Here is a 23,388-nt window from a genome sequence, read left to right on the forward strand (position 1 = left end):
AAAATGGGAAACTCTGTCTACATTAATATCCCGATTGAAAACCTTGAGCGTTCAAAGAAGTTCTTCGGCGCCCTGGGCTGGAAATCAGTACCTGAGTTCAGCGATGACAATGCCGCCTGTATGGCGATCTCAGAGCACACCTACATCATGTTGCTAACGAAGGATTTCTTCCCCACCTTCACCGATAAGGCCATTGCTGACACCAAGTCGAGTGTTGCGGCGCTCTACTGCATCGCGGTGGACAGCAAAGAGGAAGTGGATTCCTACGTTGAGAAAGCTTTGCACAACGGCGCCACGGAAGGAAAGGAGTTCCCCAACCGGGGAGAGCCTGATATGTACTTCCGAAGTGTCTATGACCCGGACGGTCACGGGTGGGAATTCATTTACATGCCGGAACATTCCCCGTCTCACCCCGGATAGTACGAGAGCCGGTATACGGCGAAACGCTCGTTGGGTGAAGGGAACCGCAGCCACGCGGTTCCCTTTGCTGGTGGTCACTGCTGAGCCGCGTGCGCAAGCGGCTCAGCAGTGACCACCAGCGTCAATCCAGATACGGAGGGAGATCACATTTCTCAAATAGCTCCGGGGTGTCCATAAACAGGTTCATGCCATAGATCAACCCGTCTTCGATCTCCAGTACATGCAGCGCCCACGGACGCCAACGCCCCTGACCTGCTGGGTCATTTCGAGGCGCGATCGGAGATTCATTCGCGGTCTCGGCTGGCCGATACTGCGCCAGCGCGGGAACCCCATTGGCCGATTCGGCGGGGATCAAACGCGAGCCCCTGCACCCACGACCGTGGCCTCCCAACCACAACCGCACTTGATTCGGGCCACAAAGCCACAGAGAAATCGGCGGCATCGAAAGAACGACATCTTCGTGCAACAAACTGGTCAGGTAATCAAGGTCGTAGCTTTCAAACGCTCGCACGTACTGTGCCAAGAACTGCTTTTGCCGCATATCCATCGCATCGGCTGGATCAGCGGTGCGATTCTTGGCCTTCGACATCGTCACTCGGGCTCGCTGCAAAGCGCTGTTAACGGCGGCCGGGGTGATCCCCAATAGCTCCGCTACCTCAACGGCCTGCCATTGCAGCACTTCACGCAGGATGAGTACCGCGCGCTGCTTGGGCGGAAGGTGTTGCAAGGCGGCCACAAATGCCAGCTGGATGGATTCACGAAGTGCCACCCTCTCGGCCGGGTCTGCGCTTTGCACCACACCGTCGGGGATTGGCGTCAGCCATGAACTTTCAGGCAAGACCGATATGTTTGCATCGGCCGCGTCGCTGGCGGGCCCCAGATCGGTCGGGCGAGCACGACGTTGCGAATGCTTCAACATGTCCAGGCAAACATTGGTGACGATCCGGTACAACCACGACCGCACGGAGGCCTCACCTTTGAAAGAATCTCGGGCTTTCCAAGCCCGCAAGAACGCCTCTTGCACAGCGTCTTCAGCCTCGAACGCCGAGCCAAGCATCCGGTAGCTATATGCGATGAGCTCTCGCCGATATGGCTCAAACTCCAGGTCAACGTCCATGGACACCATCATGCCACTCTGGTATGACATCGCAGTGCCCAACCGAGTTCACCGGTCAAACAATCTGCGTTGCATATTCCCCAGCGCGCAAAGCGGGGGCGAAAGCCACAAGACGATCGCCCCCCGCTGGGGATGACTAATCGGCGCACCGGCTTAAAGGTTGCCAATTTCGGAGGTCAAGATTGAAGCGGTACTGGAGTCCAGCTGCCCCGCCCTCGACATCGCGTCCACAAAGCGGACGGTGGCATTCAAGATTGCCTTCTCAGCGGTTGAAGAGCGCTCGCCGATCATTTGGGCGTTAGTCAGATTGGCCCGCACAATCGCTTCGGTGTGGGCGTTGAGGTCACCCGCGTCGGCCAAGTAGTCGAGCAGCTTGTGCAAGCCGGCGTAACTGACCGAAGCGTCGATCGTCGCCACCTCCGGGTCGTGGTCCGAAGCGCCAAGATGCCCATAAGCTGGCTCCTCATTGACCGCGTCCGCCGGATAGTCGACGTTGATCTTCGCCGATCGGGCGTCGACCAGCACCTCTAGCAAAGCCGGCGAGAACCACAAGTGGTCCAACGTCTGCGCCTGGCCCTGGAAACCAAAGGTGTAGGCGGCGCTGGGGTAGTCGGAGAGCATCTGGTCATACAGGTTCGTAAACGGCGAATCATACAAAGCCACCAACTGGTCAGAGGGGCCCTCGCCGATGCCGGAAATCTCCTCACCCGGAGCGTATGGGTCGTCCGGACGCGGGAAGACGTTCATGTCGCCACCAATGACAACGTGCGCTTGCGCGTCCTCGGCCAAAATGGCCTCGCCAATCGCGGCAACATACGCCGCCTGGTCGGTGCGTTGCAGAATCCGGCGGTCAGGCCCGGCGTTGAAATGGTTGTTTACCAGGTAGACGTCGTTGTACGTCGACGCTCCAATCTCGTCGCGCCAGATGCGGAACTGTCCGACCATTGGCGCGCGAGCGTGAACGTTGTCTCCCGAACATGCACGTGGACCCGATGAGGTGCACTGATCGAGTACCTCATCACGCAATACCGAGTTGAGAGCCTTGGGGTTGGATACCTCGAAATTCATCTCCAACGGTTCGCCGTCGTAGTCCAACGCGACATTTTCTCCCAAGACAGGGTCGGAGGCCTCGGCCTCCAGCAACTCGACCCGGTCGGTACGGTGCAGATATGCCGTGGTGATGCCGCGCAGATCCCCGCCGTCGAGGTCGAAGGAAGCCTCATAGGAGGGGCCGCCGATCTCGGAGATGACCAGCGCGAGTTCCTGAAGTGAATCCGGCGCACCGTTGGTACGAGTGTTGTCGTCCCCGGTGTTCTCCAAATCGCAGTCGAGGCGATCGGGGCCCAACTCGGCGCCGTGTTCGGGACTCCAGTCATCAGAAATCGAGCACACATCCTGTGCCTCGGTCTCCTGGATCAAGATCACATCGGGGCTATGCATGTCAGTGACGATCTGCTCAGCCATACGGACCAATCGGTCCTGATACTCCGCTTCAGAGCCCGGTACGTAATCGAACGGAGGATTAACCGTCGAACCGTCATCCCCAACACAGCCCTCATTGCCCACAAAGTCGCAACCGGAGTTGGGGTTATCGCGGTAGTCGTAGAGGTTCTCAACGTTGTACGAGGCGATCGACAGTTCGGTTTCACGGTCGATCTGTTGGACCGGGTGATTGTCCTTCGGGTCGACCCCGGAGGTGTCCAACTCCAGCTGATCCTGGACGTTCACCACGTGCTTTCCGAACGAGATATTGACCCCGCCCCGCGTGGAGTTGGTGATGACGTCGAAGGTCTTGGCCGGAGACAGAACCGCATACGGGTCGTCCAAGGTGTCCTTGACACCCGCGCCGCCGATCACAAACCGATAGCCGTTGCCATCGTCGAAATAGGAATCGGGGTTGTTGTCCAGCGGGTGCGCGTCGCGGAACACTCGGCGTTCGTAGGGGTTCTCTCGTTGAGCGACTTCATGGTCACCGCGCATCGCCCATACTTCGGAGTCAGAACCGCTGAAGACGTCGCGCCCAGAGATGACTTGGCTATCGGCGGGCACCTCCATCTGCATTCCGAGGTGACGCTGAAAGTACCGCCGCGAATCTTCGAAGTCGTCTGGCGGGTTGATCTCGGTGATCTCGACAGTCTGTTCAATGTCGAGTCCCGAGTCCACCCGGTCGTAAATGAAGGAGGAGCCTCCGGAGAACTGGGTCATGCCGAAGTACTGGGTCACTTCACCGTGGAGGATGATCTCGTCACCGACCTCCACGTCGTAATTGGAACCGAACTCTTCCTCAGCCGGAGAGTCAAATACGGTCCGCACGGTGGTGAACCTGGAATTGAAGACGTAGATGCCGTCGGAGGAGTTGGGGTCACCATCGGTGGCGTCAGCACGTTCTTGCAGGTAAAAACCGCGAGCGTTCTCACCTTCCATAATGGTCTGGGTGATAACGCCCTGCACGGCGACATCTTCGCCCAGCAGCGGGGAACGAAAGTTCGTGTCCTCGTCGCCTATCGATCCCTGGACTTCACCGATGTGAACGAATGGACGCTCGTCGGTTTGGGCCGCCCCATCGGCGTTTTCGGCCAGTACCGCGACGGGGACGAGGCTCACCGCCAACGCCGTCGCGCCGCCAAGCGCGACTAGGGCGGTTCTTCTTCGTGTGAGTTTCAAGGAGGATCCTCCACTGTGAGGGTGGTCGGGCCGGGGTGTGGCACGTCCTACGGACGAGTAACCATCAGTGTGTCAGCCTCGCCGATCGTTTCGATGACAGGCAGGCGAACCCGAGGTCAATTTTCCTGAATCATCCTATGGTCCCTTCTAACGTGTCAAGCCAAGGGGTTAATTACCTGCGACAATGTGGTTTTGAAGCCAGGTACTGGCGTCCAGACGCACTATGCGAAGCAGCTAGCCGACGCAGACCAGGTAATCGGCACGCACGCGGGTACGAGCAACAAGTTCGGCATTGCGCTGATCAGGTCCATAGCTCCAAGCCTTCGCCGCCTCGGGGGTGGCACCAAAGCGAACGTGACGCCCGACCAGCTGAGCTAGGCGACGTTCTTCGGGGGTGTCGACAAACCAACTCTCATCCAGAAGACCAGCCACCGGCGCGAATCCGAAGTCATCGAGAAGCAAATAGTTACCCTCGACAATGACCAACGGTTTCTCCTTCGGGACCGTGATCGCATCGGGTAGCGGTTCCCCAACATCCCGACGAAAGCTGGGAGCCTTGATAACCTCGGCCCCGCCACGAAGTCGTCGTAGCAGCTCCACAAAGGCTGGGGCGTCGAACGTGTCGGGGGCGCCTTGCCGGTCTCGACGGCCAAGCTCATCTAGTCGCGCCAGGGGCAGATGAAAGCCGTCCATGGGCACCAACGTAGCCACTCGCGCGAGAGTCTGACGTAGCTGCTTGGCCAGCCGAGATTTACCCGACCCAGGGGCTCCCGCGATACCGAGCAAAACTCGACGACCATCGTGCTGGGCCAGAAGCTTTCCAACGCGGGCCAGGCAGGCGGATTTGCTATACAGGACCCCTTTATGACTCATGCGGTCACTGTAATATCCACGCGCCCGCGCCCACGGTGTTTGGCACGGACCGCTTCAGCCGCGCATAGGTGAAGAACAGGCCATGGGCCAGAGTCAACTGCGAACAAGAGCGGCCTACCGTAGAGGAAGCCCACCCGTCGCACGGCGGCGGAAACCGGTTGCCCCCATCAGCGCCGTTCGCATCGGCGCACCGTGAGAAAGGCCCGCCATGCCCCACCCCTCCGAGCCCCCACATGACCAGCCGTCGAACAATCCTTACCTAAGTCGGGATCGTTTCGGGCCCGGTGGGACCGAACAACCACGCCTGGAGCACTCCCGCCACCAAGGCTCCGAGGAACAACCTCAGTTCGGATCTCACTTCGATCCCAATGACTACGGCCGTTACGGGTATGCAACGAACCCAAACCCTCCCTCTTCCAAGAGAGGCGTGCGCAATGTTGTGGTCGGCTGGCTTGTCATATTCGGCACGGTCACCATGGCGACAGTCGCGGCCATGATCTATTACATGTGGGCCAACGCACCCTCCAGTTCCCCGTTTGGCAGCGGGGAGAACGAACCGCTGGAGGCACGGGAGTGGTACAACGGCGACTGGGAATTCGCCCGCGAAGACGTGCGCGCCGGCAAAGAAGGAGAGCTGTTCACCACCAGTCTTGAGTTCGCCTACTCGTGGGATCACGACAACTGTGCAGGGGTATTCGTCGACGGGGAAGACTCTGCGCTTTTGGAAGACTGCAACTACGGCATTGAGGCGCACTACGTGCGGCCAGATCTTGAAATGGAGTTCTGCCAGCGGGTCTTGGAGTTCTCCAACGAAGACGCGCCCTTGGCCATCGAAGAGCTCTTCGACACCACCGACTTGGAGCCAACCGACTCCTCGCCAGTGGCATGTCAAGCCAATCTGGACGCGGGCGAGAACTACCTGACCCGGGCGCGGTCCGAGGGTGACTTTCTGGTGCTGACGGTGGCCTCATGGAGTCTGGAAGAACCCTCCGAAGATGAGTATTACGACATACTCACGGCGATCAATTACCGGCACACCGAGATCGGCAACGCGGTCATGTGGAAAAACGGCTTCTGAGGCTCACGAGGTTGACCTATTAGAGAGCGTGACCCAATGGACCGAGATGGAAGAAGTGGAGATCCGCCAGTCGGTCTAGGTGTGAGCACGATCGGCCATAGATGGCAGGGCCGAAAAACAAAGGTAGGTCTTCCACTGTGGACCTTCCCTTTCAGCTTATGATCGGTCTGGCAGTAGCGGCTATCGTTGCCACCTGGTCCATTCGTGCCCTCCCCCGCACCTCACTCATAGTCGGAGTCGTGGCATGGGCTAGCTTGATCCTCTATCCGATCGCCGAATTCTGTTTCCCGCAGTCCCTGCTCATGAACTGGGCGTTCGCCGGAATGGGCATTGCCATCGCTATTGGGGCGTTGTGTTTGCGTTCATCTGGGCAATTGGCGTGGCCGCCTCATTCGCCGCCCGTTATCGGTCAACCACCGGATCTAGTAGCGATGAAGGGTCTCTGCCCGTTCCTTGAGAGGTGGCACAGCCTCAGAAAAAGGTATGCACTGCCTCGACAACGATCCCGTCGTCTGAGACCACGGGAATCAACCCCCACTTGTCGAACGCGGTGCATGGGTGTGAGGGCCCCAAAGTGAGAACCTCACCCACCACCAAACCTGAGGTTTCTCCGGTCAGGAAGGCATGTTGGTCGGCGATCGCACTCATCGTCAAACCGGGCAGACGAATCCCATCTTCGTCGACAGGGTGCGCCAGACCTTGATCAAACGGTAGGTCCCGCCGCCCGGCGTCAAGAATCGCTCGGCCCGGCTCGGGAAGCGCCAGCACTCGGGACCGTGAGAGAAGCGCCGGACGCAGCTGCGGGCCATCTCCGCCCCGAGCAAACGGCGTGAGCCGAGCGTAGAAACCATGATCATGACTGAGGTAGGCCCCGCAGCGAAGAACGATTTCGGCCACTGGAGCCAGCCGACCCAGCACTGAGGCGACAATGTCGAAGTACGCACTTCCACCAGCGGTGACCATAGGGGAATCGGTCGCGAAGTCGCACGAGGAGTACAAGGAGACCACATCTTCGAGATAGGCCGCGACGTCCGCCAGATCCGACGCCTCAGTACCTGAGGTAATGACCCCTTCATAAGCAGCGACGCCGACTAGCCGGGCCCGCGGATGCGCCTCGACCAGCCTGGCCACCTCAGCTGCCGCCGTAAGCGAGCGTGCCCCCGCCCGCCCACCCGGGGCTCCTAGCTCGACACAGACATCGAGCGATGGCGCGCCAGCGGGAAGCGCGTCAAGCGCCGCTACCGCTGCGGGCGAGTCGACAAAGTGCGTCACCTCGATACCGTCAGCGGCCCACCTGGACAGCTCAGTCAGCTCAGCGGCATCGATGACTTGGTTGGCGATAAGGATGCGGCGCACTCCAAAGGCTCGGGCGACACGAGCTTGAGCCACGGAGGCCAGCGTGATGCCGACCGCCCCCGCGGCAAGCTGTTTGGACCACAGCTGCGGAGCCATCGTCGCCTTCCCATGCGGAGCTATGGCGACGCCACGGTCGTGGCACCACTGCGCCATCACGCGGACATTGTGCTCAACTGCCGAACCGGCCAGCGCCAGCGAGGGGGTGGGCAGGTGTTCGAGGCGGGGGCGGGAGGAAAGCCATTGCGCGATCGAATATTCATGTGCGTCACTTCCGACTGTCCGGCAGCGCCAATCGAGCGACTGATTGTCCAGCTCTGTGAGTGCGGCATGGTCCACGAGATACCCCTCCAGCAATAGGAATGTATCTTTACTATATGACTGACAAGACTGCCATCCACACCACCTCCGCCCCGGCCCCCGCCCACACCTTCCCCCAAGGAGTGCGCAAGGGCCCCCTGCTACAGGTCTCCGGTCAAGGCCCCGTCGACCCGGCCACCGGCACCTACCTGTACCCCGGTGATGTCAAAGCCCAGACCACCCGCACCCTCGACAACGTGCTCGCCATCCTCAACGCCGGCGGAGCCAGCCTAGACGACGTCATCATGCTGCGCGTCTATTTGACCGACCGCGCCGACTTCGCCGCGATGAACGAGGCATACGGGGCCTTTGTCACCGCCCACACCAGCAAAGGCACACCGCTTCCGTGCCGCACCACCGTCATGACCGGGTTGCCGCGCGAAGAAATGCTCGTCGAAATCGACGCCTTGGCAGTCGTGAACTAACCATGCGCGGCATAGTGGACGCCATCTGTTTCGGGGAGTCCATGGTCGTGGTCGCACCCGACCCTCCCCAACCATTGTGTGAGGGCCCGCCGACTCGACTGGGCTGCGCCGGGGCCGAATCAAACGTAGCGATATATCTAGCCGGAATGGGATTGCACGTAGCTTGGCGTGGACGACTCGGAACAGACCCCTTCGCCGACCTCATCACCGGCACTCTCAACGCGGCCAAAGTCGATACAGACTTGGTGGAGACCGACCCAAACGCCCCAACGGGGGTCTACTTCAAAGACCCGCAACCGACCGGTACCCAAGTGCACTACTACCGTTCCAACTCGGCGGCCTCCCACATGGGACCGGGATTCATGGACTGCATGCCCAGCTGCCGCCTGTGGCACTTCACCGGCATCACCGCGGCCTTGTCCAACTCGGCTCGAGCGCTGGCCACCGAGATACCCAAAGTCAGCGGCGCCTCGCTGACCAGTTTCGATGTCAACTACCGGCCCGCTCTCTGGTCTCCCCAGGCCGCACAGGCAGTGTTGCGCGATATCGCCAACCGAGTAGATATCGCGTTCGTGGGCCTCGACGAGGCCCACGCCCTGTGGGGAACCGAAACCCCTCAACAGGTGCGAGAAACCTTGCCCGGGGCGGGAACACTCGTGGTGAAGGACGCGGCAAACGGGGCGACGGCCTTTGGCCCAATGGGACCGATCTGGGCCGCCGCGCCCACGATCGACATCGTGGAGCCAGTCGGCGCGGGAGATGCTTTCGCCGCAGGCTATCTATATGGGCTACTCACCGACGCAGGCACAAAGGCTAGCCTGGAACTGGGCCACTTGTTCGCTCGCTCGGCGCTGAGCGTTGCGGGCGATATCGGCCCGCTTCCCGACCCACACGACATAGCCGCATTGGCCAAGCCGCAGTAGCGGCACCCAACGGCCCCTGAAGCACCCCTCCGAATTTGAGGAGACCTCCCATGACAACCACTTCGTTCGACGAGATCTTTGCCCGGGCCCGTTTCATGGTGATCCTGAGAGGGCTCAGTCCAGACCAGACGGTTGAGTTGTCCCTGAAGGCTTGGGAACTGGGCATCGACTCGGTTGAGGTGCCGATCGGGTTGGGCCATCACGTCGAATCGCTAGCCGCGGCGGTGAAGGCTGGGGCAGAGCGAGGCAAGCGGGTAGGAGCTGGGACAGTCGTCAGCGAGACTCATGTCGAGCAGGCCGCCGAGGTGGGGGCCGCCTATACCGTGGCCCCTGGGTTCGACGCCGATGTCCTCGCCGCCAGCAATGCCGCTGACCTTCCTCATTTGCCGGGCGTCGCAACGGCCACCGAAGTACAGCAAGCGGTGCGCTATGGCTGTCAATGGGTCAAGGTCTTTCCCGCGTCGGTTTTGGGCCCCGACTGGTTCCGCGCTATCGCCGGGCCATTCCCGGGCGTGAAGACTGTGGCCACAGGCGGCATTCACGCTTCCCAAGCCGGTGACTTTCACGCTGCCGGGGTCAATGTGGTCGGCCTCGGGTCGGCCCTATCCGACCCCGCCCAGTTCGCCGCGCTTGCGCGCATGATGGCGCACTAGCGCATCCCACGAACACGATCGAGAGCCCAGACGCAAGCCAAGCGAGAGTGGATCAGTTCCCTTCTTCCCAGACCGAGACGAGGCGTGTATGAACAAGGCTGACCGCACCGTGATTCGCAACGTCGACATTGTCGACGGTAGCGGCTCTGCCCGTTATAGAGGTGCCATTCTCCTCTCGGAGGGACGGATCGCCCAGATCGGCTCCCCAACGATGGACGCGCCCCTGGCGCAGCAGATCGACGGGAGTGGTTTGGTCGCCTCTCCTGGCTTTATCGACATGCACGCACACTCCGACTTGGCCGTGTTGACAGACTCCGACCATCTAGCTCGCCTAACTCAAGGCTGCACGCTGGAGGTGCTCGGACAGGACGGGCTCAGCTACGCGCCGTTGACCGAGGACACCACCGAGCAGCTGTGGGAGGTGCTCGCTGCCTGGAACGGACAGCCAGCGGAGCTCTCGCTGGACTGGCGGTCAGTCGATGACTATCTACAGCGGGTAGACGCGGTCACCCCCACCAACGTCGCCTACCTCCTGCCACATGGCACTTTGCGGATGCAGGCTATGGGCTGGCATGATCGTCCTCCCACCGAGTCGGAACTGGCCCACATGTGCGCCGCCATCGACATGGGCATGCGCGATGGAGCGTTCGGTCTCTCCGCAGGTCTGTCCTATGTGCCAGGCATGTACGCGCAGACGACCGAGCTGGTCGAACTGTGCCGGGTCGTCGCCGAGCACGCAGGGTTCTTCGCCCCTCATCAACGCAGCTACGGAGCGGGTGCCCTGGAAGGATACGCCGAAATGCTAGACATCGGCACCGCATCGGGATGCCCCGTCCACCTCACACACGCCACCATGAATTTCGGCGTCAACGCGGGCCGAGCCGAGGAACTTCTCGCTCTTGTCGACCGACACCGTGATTGCGGAGAGGATGTCAGCCTAGACACGTACCCGTACTTGCCGGGCATGACGAGCCTGTCGTCTCTTCTGCCTAGCTGGTCGGTCGAAGGAGGCACCGAGGCGCTATTGGAACGCCTGCGCGACCCACGTTTGCGTCGCCGCATCATCCATGAACTAGACCAAGTCGGCACCGATGGCGCGCATGGGGTTCCGGTCGACTGGGATGCCATCGAGATCTCCGGGGTCGCCGCACAAGATCTGCGGCATCTTCTCGGCAGCAGCGTCGCTGAGGCGGCCAAGGCGGCCGTGCGTGAGCCCGCCGAGTTTTATCTCGATGTATTGCTGGCCGATCGGCTACGCAGTTCATGCCTGATGCACGTGGGCCACGAGGACAATGTACGCGCCATTATGTGCCACCCGACCCACATGGGCAGCAGCGACGGCCTACTGCACGGTGAGAATGTCCACCCGAGGGCCTGGGGTTCCTTCGCTCGCTATCTGGGCCACTACGCCCGCAAGGTCGGGATCTTCAGCCTTGAAGAGGCCGTCGCCCACCTCACCGGCCGGCCAGCTCGGCGACTTGGGCTGACTGACCGTGGGCTTCTGGCCGAAGGGAACTGGGCCGACATGGTGCTGTTCGACCCCAACGCCATCGAGGACACCGCGACGTTCGAGGATTCCCGTTCCCCCGCCGCTGGCATAACGCACGTGTTCGTCAACGGTCGGCTAGCGCTCGCAGACGGGCGTCGCACTGACGTCGTCGCGGGACGTGCCCTCCGGGGCCCGGCGTGGCGCGGGCACTCCTGAGACTTCGGAGTCCGCGCCACGGGCGCGGTCCAAGAACGCGGCCATGGCCACCGCCAGAAGAGTGGCCGACCCAGCGACGAAGAATCCCCACTGAGCCCCGAACGTTTCGACCGTCCATCCGACCAAGGGCGCGCCAATCGCCGCCCCGATTGTCATCGCCGAACCCTGCATGCCCATGGCTTCCCCGCGCACTGACACCGGCGCGAGCCGCGAGACTCGGTCGGTGCTAGAGGCAACGGCCGGGGCCATGAAGAAACCGGCTGGAATAAAGGCCAATGCCAACAGCGCCCAGTGGCCAATGAAACCCAATGGGATGGTGCAGACAGCGACGATTCCCAGGAGAATCACCGGCGAAAAGTGTCGGTCGGAGCCCCCGATGACGATTGCCCCGATCAGGGAGTACAGCGCCCACGCCCCCAGGACGACCCAGGCCCACTGGAGTTGGCCATGATGTTCCAGGAGCGAAACAATCGCAATGTCGGATCCGGCGGCGGCGATCGTGATACCCGCGCCAACGAACATCATGCCGATGAGAGGCCCACGCATCCACTGGCCTCGGGCAGGTTTGGGGGCTTTGGCGACGTCGGCGGCGTGCGCCTCGCGTCCGGTAGGTGGGTCAATCAGCCACAACATCGTTCCAGCCACGATCACAACTGCGCCGATGACGATCAGAGTCAAGCGGGGGCTGACCTGGGTGGCCAGGATGGTCGCGGCCGATGGCGAGATGATGAACGCCGTTTCCACGCAGATGGAATCCATCGAGTAGGCGGTGCGACGCTTATGTTCAGGCACCAAGGCGGCGATGGGTTGGCGGATGACCACGAAGACTGGGATGGCGAGCATACCGGCGGGAAAGGCTGCCACGAGCAACACCGGATAACTCATGAACGGGGCGCTCAACCAGAACGCCGACGAACACACGGTCGTGATCGCGATGACGAAACGGAGGCTAAAACGGTCGGACGCGCGGCCCATGAGAGTCGAACCAGCGGCTTGCCCAAGGACATAGAGCGAGCCAACCAGACCAGCATGGAAATACGACATCTCCAGGCCAAAACGAACATAGAGCGTCAGAGCTAGCCCCGTCGCGGCGTAGGGCAGTCGAGCGAGAAGGCCCCCGAACAGCAGCGACTTCATCTTGGGGATCGCTGCTACCTCACGAAACGGCGCGAGGTTGAAGTTCATATAGGCCACGCACCCATTTTGCGGGCTTACTTGCCGCCTGGCCAGTCAATGACAGGGTGAGTCTGGTCGCTTCCCGCACGGTTGTCTCCCACCCATCACGGCGTCGTTTCCGGGGCAGGAGGCCTCCAGTGGGGCGACCGCCAGGAGCCTGGTGGCCGCCACCGGGGCGTTCAGGTGTCCTCGCCTACTGGCATGTCCACCGGACGGCGGCAAAGGAGTGGACCTCGGTCGGATCAGTCTCCGCATTCCCGGCCAGAATGGCACCATCTCCACTTATGGCTATGGCGTTGCTGGTGGCCGTAGGATCATCGATGATCGATGGCAGGGTGTGGACTCCGGCCTCATTGGCAAATGCCGCCCTGTTGCTCTCGTGTCCGGCGATCCAGCCCAGTTCGTTGATCGCGCTGACAAACTCCAGGCTCTTCGTCTCTGGGGCGAGGTCACCGGGCTGCCAGCGGACCGTGCTGGCCCCGGCTTGGTCGCCATTCCATACCGGTCCTGTGACCCATCCAGCGGTAATGTCGGCGGCGAACCCGTCGGTAGGGGACGCGTCGTTGGGCATGGGAAGCGGAATCCCCTCACCCTCGTTTGTCCACAGATAGTGCATGCGGTTGCCCGAGTCGTTTCTGCTAACGAAACCGACTTTGGTGCCTTCCTCGTCGATGGCGAATACGTCTCCGTTGTGGTATCCCTCGGGAAGTTCCAACTCGACGGGGGCCGTCGCATCGGCTTCCCAATAGACGGGGACCCGCCCCTGCCCGGCGTCGTTTGAGCCGACCACGACTCCTTCGTCATTGATGTCACGGGCTGCCGCTTCTCTGTCGTAGGGCAGTTCGGAGACGACGCCGTCGCGGTAGAGAATCGGGACCGCCCGGAAGTCCACATAGGTGGACCCGGCTCCGTCTCCGGACGAGTTGATGCCGCCCAGCAGCTGGTCCTCCCCGGAAATGTCCACTCGCGTGAGGTCGCCCTCGTGCCAGATCAGTACCTGTCGCTCAAAGTTGGCCTCGGGATCACTTGGGTACGTACGTCCGGCAATGTAGGCGCCTGTGCTGTCCATTGCCGTAGCGAAACTCATGTAGGAGTCATCGGGGTAGGGCAATTCCTCCACAAAACAGCTGGCAGCCGCGTGCGGCTGCTCACCGTTGTCCTGCTGAGCGGAGGCCATGTTCATGGTGACGACGGCGATCGCGCCGACAAGGAGCGCGCTGCTTCCCACGAGGAGTAGACGCTGTCGGCGTTTCGATCCTGGTTTTTGCACTGAAGGGGCCTTCTCTCTAAATTCTCTGCGGCTGTGCCACGCTCGCCGATTCATTCCCCCGGGCACTTCGCTTACGCGGCTTCGGTTCCTGTTCTTTGGACTACTTCGGACCGTCTGCGGGTTGCACAAGCAGCCGCGCAATCTGAAGAATCCTCACTCCGACCGTCGGGCTCATTATCTGGGGAGCCCCGAGCCCACCGGATGCTGGCTCAGCGCTATCCACGTAGTCTTCGATCCGGTAGCGGCTACCGTTCGTGAGTCGACGTCCCGAAACCACCCTCCAGAACCTCTATATGGCGGAAGTCAGCACTTCTCTAGTCGATTCAATGGCCTTGCGGCCTGACCTCGCATCCGTCGCTGACCTGCGGTTGGTCCGTGTCCGGAGTATGCCTCTTCCACACCGCCTAGTCCGCTTTGCCAGACTTGGCTCGCGCGACCCCGGCGTTGGAACACCCGACCACATCGGGTAAAGTTTCAAATCGTTCGGGTCGCTTAGCTCAGCGGGAGAGCACTACCTTCACACGGTAGGGGTCACTGGTTCGATCCCAGTAGCGACCACCATAAAAAACGCCCCTTGACAACTGAGTTAAGGGGCGTTTAGTCAGCAGAGAGTCAGCGAGCAGCCTTCTAACCATCGAAGATGTTCCGCACATCATCACCATCATCAGCAATGACGTGGGTGTATCGGTTGAGGGTCGTCGACGCCTGAGCGTGCCCGAGTAGACGTTGTGCGATGTTGACAGGGACTCCGGCGGTGACCAGCCACGTGGCGTAAGAATGGCGAAGGTCGTGAAAACGCAGCCCACCTTCCTCACGCAATGCCACCGTAGCCACCGCCTCATATTCGCTAGGGAAGATCTCTGAGAACACCTCACCGTCACGTCTCCAGACGCCTTCCCATTGGTTTTCACCGATCTCGAAGACCTCGCCGAGAAGGCCCGCACGGACCAGGGACGGTCGCCAGATCTGTTTGCGGAAGTTTGTGCGCCGCAGCGGTGACCCAGTCGCAGCCGGACATACCAACTCATCATCCCTAGGCTGCTCAGATTTGGCTTCCCGAAGCAGTGCCATAAGTGGCTCAGGGAGTTGATTCCCGAGCATGTTGAACCGTCATTCTCCATCGCTTACGTCCGTAAACGCCACTTCATTCTCACGACGTTCGCCCCCGGCTCCGGTAACCGCATCAACGTCAATTCATATACCTCTCAAGAGAACGAATTCAACCGACAGATCATACCAACATTGAGTTCGGTGTATCAGTTATTCACCGGAGATCGACTGCGTAACTTCGCGGACCTGGAAGGTAAGGAAACCCCTGACGAAGTAAAGCACCTGTGTAATCAGGGAGTTGAAGCGAATGAGGCGGCGGTGAACACAAAGGCCGACCAAAAGTTCGCTCCCAAGTTCTATCCATAGGAAGACGCCTGCATAATCTCCGCCAGCGGAGAAACCACATCGGAACTTCCAGTTGCGGAACCGCACCAGGGTTCGAACGTGATGGTGAGCATGCAAATCACGTCGCGTGAGTCCGAGTCTAGTTTGGACGACAGCTGTTACGAGCGTGGTTCATCCACCCACCTGTCTCCGCTGCTGCAACCGACGACTTCGGCATATGGAGAGCTATGCCTCAACGGCAACGAGAACTGTATCGGCCAGGCAACCTTTGTCATGGGAGCGTGGCAGGATGGTGGCTTTATCGGGCATTTCTCATTGAAGGTCCGAGAAAACCAAGGCAACGATGTTGATTCTGACTTCAGTGGCAATTGGGAAGCGCCTCTGCATCTAGTCGACCAGATCTTCGAAATCTAAATGGCGGTTAGTTGCGCTGATCAAAGGCAACTAACCGCCATTTAGGATCGTCGACTCTAGTCAACTGCGCTTTTAATAACCTCCGCCAGTTTCGACAGTTCCACTACTTCGGTCTCACCGTTCGCTCGGTTAGTGATTTCGGCAGTGCCTGAGTCAATGCCGCGCTTACTGACCGTGACGCGATACGGAATACCCACCAGCTCCGCGTCGGCAAACTTCGCACCAGGCCGTTCATTGCGGTCGTCGAGCAGTACTTCAATGCCGTCATTCGACAAGCGCTCGTAGAGATCTTCTCCCACGGCCGCAACGGATTCGTCCTTGCCCAGAATCACAACCGCCACCGAGTAAGGGGCTATAGACAGGGGCCAGACGATTCCTTTGTCGTCATGGTGAACTTCAACCGCGGCAGCGATAGCTCGTTCGACACCGATCCCGTAGCTGCCCATGATCGGCGTGACTTCTTTGCCATTGACATCCAGCACTGTCACGCCAAATGCGTCGGTGTATTTACGGCCCAGCTTGAAGATATGGCCGACTTCGATCGCGCGCACGGCGTCAAGTGGGGTGGCACACGTTGGGCATGGTTCACCTTGGGTGACTTCGCGCAAATCCGCCCATTGGCTCACCGTGATGTCGCGTTCCATATCGACACCTCGCAGGTGCTGTCCGTCGCGATTGGCGCCAGTGACCATATTGGTGCGACCTGCCAATGAGCTGTCAGCGATGATGGGGTATTTGTCGACATCGACTGCTCCGAGGCTTCCCGCGTGAGCGCCCATGGCGTCAACTATTTCTGCGTCGTCGGCGGGACGCATGTCGATCGCTCCAGTGGAGTCCAGAAGTTTCTGATCCACTAGTCCGTGGTCGCCACGCATGAGTACGAGCGTGAGTTCCCCATCGAGGAAGTACACCAGGGTCTTGATTTGCTGAACAGCGGGCACGTCGAAGCGCTGCACAAGGTCATTGATGGTGCGTACGTTCGGAGTGTCGAAGGCCGTTGCTTTGTCAGTAGTTGGCTCATCCGCGATGGGTTCCAATTGGGACGTCGCCTTTTCGGTGTTAGCAGCATATTTGCACGCGGGGCAGCTCATCACAATATCCTCACCGGCTGCCGCTGGGCAGGCGAATTCGGTGGATCCACTCCCGCTCATAGAGCCATTGGAGGCATCGGCGGCAAGCACGGGGATGCCAAGTCGTTCAAAGATTCGGTGGTAGGCCCGTTTGTGGGCGTCAAATGCGGTGTCCAGTCCCGCTTCGTCCACGTCGAAAGAGTAGGAGTCCTTCATGGTGAATTCGCGGACCCGCATGAGCCCTGCTTTGGGGCGTGCTTCGTCTCGCAATTTGGTTTGGAACTGGTACCAGATCTGTGGCAGTTGCTTGTAGGAACGCAATTCGGTTCCCAGTGACGTAAAGACTTCCTCATGGGTGACGCCGAGGGCCTGTTCGGCACCTTTGCGGTCCTTTAGGCGAAAGAGGTTGGGCCCCATGACATCCCACCGTCCAGATTGCTGCCATAGCGCGGCTGGGTGCATGACGGGAGTCAGGAATTCTTGGGCGCCAATGCGGTCGAGCTCCTCTCGAACGATTGCCATGACTTTGGTTCGTACTCGCACCGCAAGCGGCAGGAGGCTGTAGTGCCCAGCTTGTAGCTGGCGGATGTAGCCAGCGCGCACGAGCAGCCGGTGGCTCGCGGCGTCGGCTTCTGCCGGGTCCTCCCGCAGCGTTGGCGCGTACAAGTTCGACCATTTCATAACCTAGTTCCCTCCTGGATGAGTGAGAAAACCCCCAAGCTACCCACTGGCTCACGACTCTTCCACCCATTTTTGCATTTCATAGGGCGAGGAAGTACGACAGTGTCGGTGAATGCCTACACCTGAAAGCTACTGGTTCTCTGACTGGTTGATATAGGCGGTACCGTGATCTTTAGTCCAGTTGGACATTGGGTCCTCATCGTTGTTCTCACTGAGGTGTTTTCATCCTGGGTGAGTGTTGGGGATCGAGCTGAGGTTCGTGGTCCTGTTGTGGGGCAAGGGAAAGGCTCCTGGTAGAACAACAAGCGTCGAAACAAGTCGCTTCCAGGAGCCTCAATGCCATTCTACCAGTCTGCGTTAGGCATTTGAGGCTACTTTGGCTCACCTCATATTTTAGAACTAGCGCAGAATACGTGGCACCATCAAGTTTTTCCCGCACTATCTGGTCCAAAACATCTTGACCAAACCGTCGGATAAGTTTATGCCGTTTCGGCGGTAGAGGTCGCGTCTGATTATCCGCAGGGTTTATGGGGTCAGGACGGTTAATCTGACGGTTTACGGGGTCAAGAATCGATTTTAGCGCGCTTATGACCTGGGGTTTTAGGTTCAAACAAGCGTAGGTTAGGTCCACCAGCCCGAGAGGATCCACACCGTTTGGTGTGGGGCTTCTCTGTCGCCAAATCCGGGGCCCTTGCCAACCCGAATGAAGTTCCACCAACAATCCTTGACACGTTTCTGACCTATGCTGATGTCAGGCATATCTCTGGCCTAACAAGTGAGTCGTCATTCGTCGATCGTGGGACAGTTCAGTTTGGCCCAGCCTGCGGCATCGTCCACCATGGGCGCAAACCCCACAGGCGTCGGAAGTTTGTGGAGCAGCGTGCTATCGGCCCACATCGCTTGTGACACTTCGCTCGCCTTGGCGATGACGGTCGTTTGTTCAGATCTAGCCACGTATACGAGGTCAATATGGTTGTGCGGCCCCGCCTGCTTGTCGTCGACAGGCATCTTCAGAATGCCCCATGGCGCATGATGGACGATGACTTTGCGGTATTGGGGTAGCCGTTCAGGTAGGAGTGTCGCCCGAACTCCGGTCTCTTCAAGAACTTCGCGCAGAGCCCCTTCGGCCGGGTCCTCATTCGCCTCCAAGTGTCCACCTGGGTATAGCCACAGGTTCAACTTATTGTGGAAGATCAGGAGAGTATCTAGGCGCTCATTGAACACGATGGTGGATACGGTGAGGTGGCAAATTCGCGGCGACATTCGGCCCTACCGGCAATGCTGGGCATGAGGCGGTATGCCCCGCCATAGTTCTACGTCAACGGTTCTCAGGTGACTGCCAGTTGGATTGCCGGCCAGGAGAGCCATCGCATGAACCACATTTGTCCCCTAGGCCAGGATTTGCTGGACGGACGCCACGATCGAAGGGCGTTTACCGAAACTGTGTACGCCTTCTGGGTGATATCGCATGGCAGTACGACAGAAACCAGGCGCGGACCTGACAGGATCGGGAAATATAGACATTGCGGGCAGCGACGTTCGCCTGCACGGGGGCGTCGCTCCCACTTCCGCCAGGTTCACACATGGAGCGGGATTCACGGCGGCGAGGGAGCCTGGGCTACCGCTGACGCCGGGTTGCCATGTTTAAGAGTGTGTTTGGATTCAGCATGGGGATACAGCTGGAGGCAAGCCCATCTTACCCTCTTTTGTGAAACGACATGGATGTTATTCGGTTACTGACAGATACCCGACAGGGCCAATTTGATGTTGTTTGCCCCAATATCGCCGGAACGCGCCCGGGTCTGTATTGCCGATCATCTAACGTCACTTGGTTTTGAATGGTAGATCTAATTATGAGGTGTTCATCGCTTCCGCTGGGCCCACTATCAGCGAGGCGGTGGCTGAGTTGTCGGTCGCATCCGGGGGGATTTGACCGGAACACTGGGGGGAATGGCCATGGGGACTGCACGTTCGACGACGGTCGATATAGATACCACGATGCGCCTGGTCGCGCCCGACTTTGCGACGGTCAGCGTCCGCGCGAGTCTCCGCTACGAGCCTGACGACCCCTATGCGGTCCACGTCATGTTTCACCCAGATGGGTCATCTTCGGACCAGGTCAGCTGGTCATTCTCCCGCGAATTGTTGGCCTGCGGGCTTGACGAACCGACCGGGATCGGTGATGTGAGGGTGTGGCCGTGGACGACTCCACGAGGCGACTCTGTCGCCCTGGCCCTGTCCTCTCCCGACGGCAACGCTCTGTTCGAAGTGTCGCGCAGCGTTGTCCAACGGTTCCTACGCCGCAGTTACAGCCTCGTGCAACGTGGTCGGGAAAGTTCGTATGTCAATGTGGACCAAACAGTGGCGCGGCTGCTCACCGACTGCTAGTAGTCACCAGCTTTATTCACACGCCGCAGAGGGGGAACGATTCGTTCGTTCCCCCTTTTACTCCCCTAGTCGGCATCCGGCATGTGGCGCACGAGAGCCACTGCTTGCTGGGCGATCTCAGACTCCTCATTGGTCGCAATCACCAACACCTTGGTGGACGACACGGCCGTGGAAATGACCGTTGTCCCAGGTGTGTGATTCGCTTCCTGGTCAATCTCAATTCCCAGCCCGGAGAGTCCATCGAGGACGCGGGCGCGTACACCCGGACTGTTCTCCCCAATGCCAGCTGTGAACACCACCGCGTCGACCCGCCCCAACGCGGCCGTATACGCGCCAATGTACTTGCGAATACGGTAGGCGTAGGCCTCCAATGCCATCTGTGAATCGGCATCGCCGTGATCAGCCGCCGCTTCCACGGCACGCATGTCCGACTCCCCGGCCAGCGCCGCCATTCCGGACTTCTGGTTGAGGGTCTGATCGAGTTCTTCGAAGCTCGCTCCGGTTTGCCGGTGGAGATAGAAAATCAGTGCTGGGTCGATGTCTCCGCAACGGGTTCCCATGATGAGCCCCTCTAGTGGGGTCATTCCCATGGAGGTGTCAATGCATCGTCCGCCTTGGACTGCGGAGATGGATGCGCCATTGCCGAGGTGGGCGACGATGACGTTGCAGTCGGCTACGTCGCGGCCCAGAATCCGTGCGGCCTCTCGGGAGACATAGGAGTGGGAGGTGCCGTGGAATCCATAGCGTCGTACGCCGTATTGCTCCCGCCATTGGCGTGGAACGGCGTAGGTGCGGGCGTGTTCGGGCATCGTGGAGTGGAATGCCGTGTCGAAGACGGCCACTTGTGGCAAGTTGTCAAAGATGTTTCGCGCGGTGCGGATTCCTTGGAGGTTGGCGGGGTTGTGCAGTGGAGCGAGTGGGATGAGGGAGGCGATGGTTTTTTCGACTTCGTCGGTGACCAGGACGGGGGCGACGAATTTTTCTCCTCCGTGGACTACTCGGTGGGCGACAGCCACGAGGTTTGTTTCCGATAGTGGGGTTGCGGTTTCGACAAAGGCCGCTTGCATGGCATCGAGCGCGGCGGCGTGGTCGGGTATGGCTTGCTCGATGCGGCGCTTGTGGCTGCCGTGGCGGTGGGTGAGTGTCGACTGTGCTTGGCCTATGCGTTCGATGAGGCCGCTGGCGAGGGCTTCTGTGGTGTGGTCGGCGTTGAGCAACTGATACTTCAGTGAGGACGATCCACAGTTGATGACAAGGACGTGCTGGTTGGTGTGGTTGGCTGTCGTCACGAGGTTTCCTCCCCGGCTTGGATGGCCGTCAGTGCGACCGTGTTGACGATGTCGACCACGGTCGCGCCACGCGAGAGGTCGTTAACGGGCTTGCGCAGCCCCTGCAACAGCGGGCCGACGGCGATAGCACCGGCGGAACGTTGCACAGCCTTGTAGAGGTTGTTGCCTGTGTTGAGGTCCGGGACGATAAAGACAGTGGCTCGACCGGCTACTTGAGAGTCGGGAAGTTTGGTGCCCGCCACCGAGGCGTCCGCGGCCGCGTCATATTGGATCGGGCCTTCTATGGCCAGGTTGGCGTGCGTGGCTTTGACGAGGTCGGTCGCTTCCCGGACTTTGTCGACCTCGGCGCCCTGTCCCGATGCTCCGGTGGAGTACGACAGCATCGCCACTCGTGGTTCGATGTCGAACATGCCAGCGGTGTGGGCTGAGGAGGTGGCGATGTCGGCGAGTTGTTCGGCGGTGGGGTTGGGGTTGACGGCGCAGTCGCCGTAGACGAGAACTCTGTCTTCCAAGCACATGAAGAACACTGAGGAGACCACCGACGTCCCCGGTTTGGTCTTGATGATTTCAAAGGAGGGGCGGATCGTGTGGGCGGTGGTGTGGACGGCCCCGGACACCATGCCGTCGACCATTCCGGTGTGGACCATCATGGTGCCGAAGTAGGACACGTCGGTGACCACATCCATGGCTTGGTCGACGGTGACTCCTTTGTGAGATCGCAGCTTTGCGTATTCGGCTGCAAAACGTTCTCGGATTTCATGGTCGCCGGGGTTGAGGATGCGGGCTTGGTCGATGTCGGCGCCCAACTCCGATGCTTGTTGGCGGATCGCTGACTCTTCCCCCAATAGCGTCAGGCGGGCGACGTTGCGTCGCAGCAGCATGTCAGCTGCCTTGATGATGCGTGGCTCAGCCCCTTCGGGCAACACGATGTGGCGTTCGAGCTTGCGTGCTCGTTCCAGCATTCGGTGTTCGAACATCAGCGGGGTGACTGCCTCGGAGGTGGTCAGTCGCATCTGTGAGAGCAACCGTTCTGAGTCCACTCCAGAGGCGAACGCGTCAAGCGCGGTGGCAATTTTGCTGTCACCGCCAGCCAGGAGCGTGCCGTGCACTCCCCCAGCGAGAACTGCCATTTCGAAGGTGTCCCGGTCTACCAGGATGATCGGAAGGCGTGAGTCCATACCGTTGACAATGTCGAGCACTTGTGGCGGCGGGCGCATGCCTCCGGTGAGGAATACCGCCGATAGGGACGGGACGCCTTCGGCCTGATGCGCGGCGAGCAGTCCTAGGAGCACCTCGGACCGGTCGCCGGGGAGGATGACGGCTTTGCCTTCGGAGAGTCGGTTGAGCAGGTTCGGCAGTGTCATCGCGGCGACGACGACATCGGTGATGATGCGAGAGAGGACTTCCGTGTCGCCGGAGAGCAAGTGCCCATCGGCAGCTTCGATGAGGTCGGCGACGGTGGGCGCTTCAAGTTTGGGACGTTCCACTATGACGTCGGCTTCAGGATGGGCGGCGGCGACTTGGTCGGCCAGCTCAGGGTCTACTCGGTTGATGACCGTTCCCAAGATCGTCGCGTGTGCGGCTTTGGCCTCGTCTACGCCGAACCGGCACGCGGCCTCGATGTCGGTCAGGGAGCGGTTGAAGCCGGTGACGACCATGAGCATGGGGGCCGCTAGGTTGACGGCCACTTGGGTGTTGAAGCCGAATTCGACCACGTTGGCCACGTCGGTGTAGTCGGAACCGACGATGAGGATGGCCTCGTGGCGTGCTGCCAGGGCGTGGTAGCGCTCGACGATCCTGGACATCGCGTTCTTGCCGTTGGCGCGTACTTGTGAGTACGTGGCTCCGACGGAGTCGGCGTAGTGGTCGCCGAGTCGGTAGCGTTGCCGCAGGAGCGTGATGATGGGGTCGCCGGATTCGGGGTGCTCGTCGCGCACGATGGGGCGAAACACCGCTACCGAACCGGTTTGCTTGGTCAACTGTTCCATGACGCCTAGCGCGATGGCGGACTTACCGCTGGAGGCGTCGAGACTTGCCAGATACAGACTTTGAGCCACGAATTGAGCGTATCGGCCCGGGCGGGGTGGCGCAGGGCTTCTGCGCTACGAATCACGGCACTTTCTCACCACAGTCT

The 23,388-nt window shown here is 60.3% G+C and carries 19 protein-coding genes and 1 tRNA gene; 9 read left to right on the forward strand and 11 right to left on the reverse strand.

The annotated features are described in order from the left end of the window. The first annotated feature begins 3 nt into the window (after positions 1-3). A complete protein-coding gene (locus tag JQS30_RS09485) occupies positions 4-420 on the forward strand; it encodes a VOC family protein (RefSeq protein WP_213170049.1) in 417 nt (138 codons plus the stop codon). A 121-nt stretch (positions 421-541) separates the two neighbouring features. On the opposite strand, the gene JQS30_RS09490 is transcribed toward JQS30_RS09485, so the two are convergent. The 3 genes from JQS30_RS09490 to JQS30_RS09500 all read right to left on the reverse strand — a co-directional run bounded on the left by JQS30_RS09490 (position 542) and on the right by JQS30_RS09500 (position 5,074). Further along, positions 542-1,567 carry a sigma-70 family RNA polymerase sigma factor gene (locus JQS30_RS09490; protein WP_246497844.1) on the reverse strand — a complete coding sequence of 342 codons (1,026 nt, stop codon included), beginning with the start codon at positions 1,565-1,567 and terminating at the stop codon, positions 542-544. A 123-nt stretch (positions 1,568-1,690) separates the two neighbouring features. Next, positions 1,691-4,201 (reverse strand): hypothetical protein, encoded by a 2,511-nt coding sequence (locus JQS30_RS09495; RefSeq protein WP_213170050.1) that lies wholly within the window; start codon positions 4,199-4,201, stop codon positions 1,691-1,693. Between the two features lie 234 nt (positions 4,202-4,435). Next, the gene (locus JQS30_RS09500) at positions 4,436-5,074 is read right to left on the reverse strand and encodes a nucleoside/nucleotide kinase family protein (protein WP_213170051.1); all 639 of its coding nucleotides are present in this window, start codon (positions 5,072-5,074) and stop codon (positions 4,436-4,438) included. 427 nt (positions 5,075-5,501) lie between these two features. On the opposite strand from JQS30_RS09500, the gene JQS30_RS09505 reads away from it, so the two are divergent. After that, positions 5,502-6,152: a hypothetical protein gene (locus tag JQS30_RS09505; RefSeq protein ID WP_213170052.1), complete on the forward strand. Its 651-nt coding sequence runs from the start codon at positions 5,502-5,504 to the stop codon at positions 6,150-6,152. A gap of 471 nt (positions 6,153-6,623) precedes the next feature. Here JQS30_RS09505 and JQS30_RS09510 read toward each other — a convergent pair whose 3' ends face one another. Then, the gene (locus tag JQS30_RS09510; protein WP_213170053.1) at positions 6,624-7,844 is read right to left on the reverse strand and encodes a type III PLP-dependent enzyme domain-containing protein; all 1,221 of its coding nucleotides are present in this window, start codon (positions 7,842-7,844) and stop codon (positions 6,624-6,626) included. Positions 7,845-7,882: 38 nt separating this feature from the next. Here JQS30_RS09510 and JQS30_RS09515 point away from each other — a divergent pair, with 38 nt between their 5' ends. The 4 genes from JQS30_RS09515 (at position 7,883) to JQS30_RS09530 (ending at position 11,571) form a co-directional block, all read left to right on the forward strand. Further along, the gene (locus JQS30_RS09515; RefSeq protein ID WP_213170054.1) at positions 7,883-8,290 is read left to right on the forward strand and encodes a RidA family protein; all 408 of its coding nucleotides are present in this window, start codon (positions 7,883-7,885) and stop codon (positions 8,288-8,290) included. A gap of 2 nt (positions 8,291-8,292) precedes the next feature. Next, entirely contained in the window at positions 8,293-9,213 is a 921-nt protein-coding gene (locus JQS30_RS09520; protein ID WP_213170055.1) for a sugar kinase, read from the forward strand. A gap of 50 nt (positions 9,214-9,263) precedes the next feature. Beyond that, on the forward strand, positions 9,264-9,866 hold the full coding sequence (locus JQS30_RS09525; protein WP_213170056.1) for a bifunctional 4-hydroxy-2-oxoglutarate aldolase/2-dehydro-3-deoxy-phosphogluconate aldolase: 603 nt from the start codon (positions 9,264-9,266) through the stop codon (positions 9,864-9,866). Positions 9,867-9,954: 88 nt separating this feature from the next. Continuing rightward, complete coding sequence (locus JQS30_RS09530; RefSeq protein WP_213170057.1) at positions 9,955-11,571, forward strand: N-acyl-D-amino-acid deacylase family protein; 1,617 nt, start codon at positions 9,955-9,957, stop codon at positions 11,569-11,571. Here the strand turns inward: JQS30_RS09530 and JQS30_RS09535 are convergent. Next, entirely contained in the window at positions 11,491-12,756 is a 1,266-nt protein-coding gene (locus tag JQS30_RS09535; protein ID WP_246498151.1) for an MFS transporter, read from the reverse strand. The genes JQS30_RS09530 and JQS30_RS09535 overlap by 81 nt on opposite strands. A 184-nt stretch (positions 12,757-12,940) precedes the next feature. Continuing rightward, positions 12,941-14,017: a hypothetical protein gene (locus tag JQS30_RS09540; RefSeq protein WP_213170059.1), complete on the reverse strand. Its 1,077-nt coding sequence runs from the start codon at positions 14,015-14,017 to the stop codon at positions 12,941-12,943. Between the two features lie 486 nt (positions 14,018-14,503). Here JQS30_RS09540 and JQS30_RS09545 point away from each other — a divergent pair. Continuing rightward, positions 14,504-14,578, forward strand: a tRNA-Val gene (locus JQS30_RS09545). Between the two features lie 66 nt (positions 14,579-14,644). Here the strand turns inward: JQS30_RS09545 and JQS30_RS09550 are convergent. Continuing rightward, positions 14,645-15,118: a tyrosine-type recombinase/integrase gene (locus JQS30_RS09550; protein WP_213170060.1), complete on the reverse strand. Its 474-nt coding sequence runs from the start codon at positions 15,116-15,118 to the stop codon at positions 14,645-14,647. Positions 15,119-15,523: 405 nt separating this feature from the next. Between JQS30_RS09550 and JQS30_RS09555 the strand changes: the two genes are divergently transcribed. Continuing rightward, positions 15,524-15,826, forward strand: a complete 303-nt coding sequence (locus JQS30_RS09555; protein ID WP_213170061.1) for a hypothetical protein — start codon at positions 15,524-15,526, stop codon at positions 15,824-15,826. 56 nt (positions 15,827-15,882) lie between these two features. Here JQS30_RS09555 and JQS30_RS09560 read toward each other — a convergent pair whose 3' ends face one another. After that, positions 15,883-17,577 (reverse strand): proline--tRNA ligase, encoded by a 1,695-nt coding sequence (locus tag JQS30_RS09560; RefSeq protein WP_213170062.1) that lies wholly within the window; start codon positions 17,575-17,577, stop codon positions 15,883-15,885. 783 nt (positions 17,578-18,360) lie between these two features. Further along, a complete protein-coding gene (locus tag JQS30_RS09565) occupies positions 18,361-18,840 on the reverse strand; it encodes an NUDIX hydrolase (protein WP_213170063.1) in 480 nt (159 codons plus the stop codon). Positions 18,841-19,533: 693 nt separating this feature from the next. On the opposite strand from JQS30_RS09565, the gene JQS30_RS09570 reads away from it, so the two are divergent. Further along, on the forward strand, positions 19,534-19,965 hold the full coding sequence (locus tag JQS30_RS09570; protein ID WP_213170064.1) for an SsgA family sporulation/cell division regulator: 432 nt from the start codon (positions 19,534-19,536) through the stop codon (positions 19,963-19,965). 65 nt (positions 19,966-20,030) lie between these two features. On the opposite strand, the gene JQS30_RS09575 is transcribed toward JQS30_RS09570, so the two are convergent. Continuing rightward, complete coding sequence (locus tag JQS30_RS09575; protein WP_213170065.1) at positions 20,031-21,254, reverse strand: acetate/propionate family kinase; 1,224 nt, start codon at positions 21,252-21,254, stop codon at positions 20,031-20,033. Further along, on the reverse strand, positions 21,251-23,311 hold the full coding sequence (pta, locus tag JQS30_RS09580) for a phosphate acetyltransferase (RefSeq protein WP_213170066.1): 2,061 nt from the start codon (positions 23,309-23,311) through the stop codon (positions 21,251-21,253). Before pta ends, JQS30_RS09575 begins: the two co-directional genes overlap by 4 nt. Positions 23,312-23,388 lie beyond the last annotated feature (77 nt).

Origin of the sequence: Natronoglycomyces albus, assembly GCF_016925535.1 — a bacterium.
In the GTDB taxonomy this organism is placed as follows: Bacteria; Actinomycetota; Actinomycetes; order Mycobacteriales; family Micromonosporaceae; genus Natronoglycomyces; species Natronoglycomyces albus.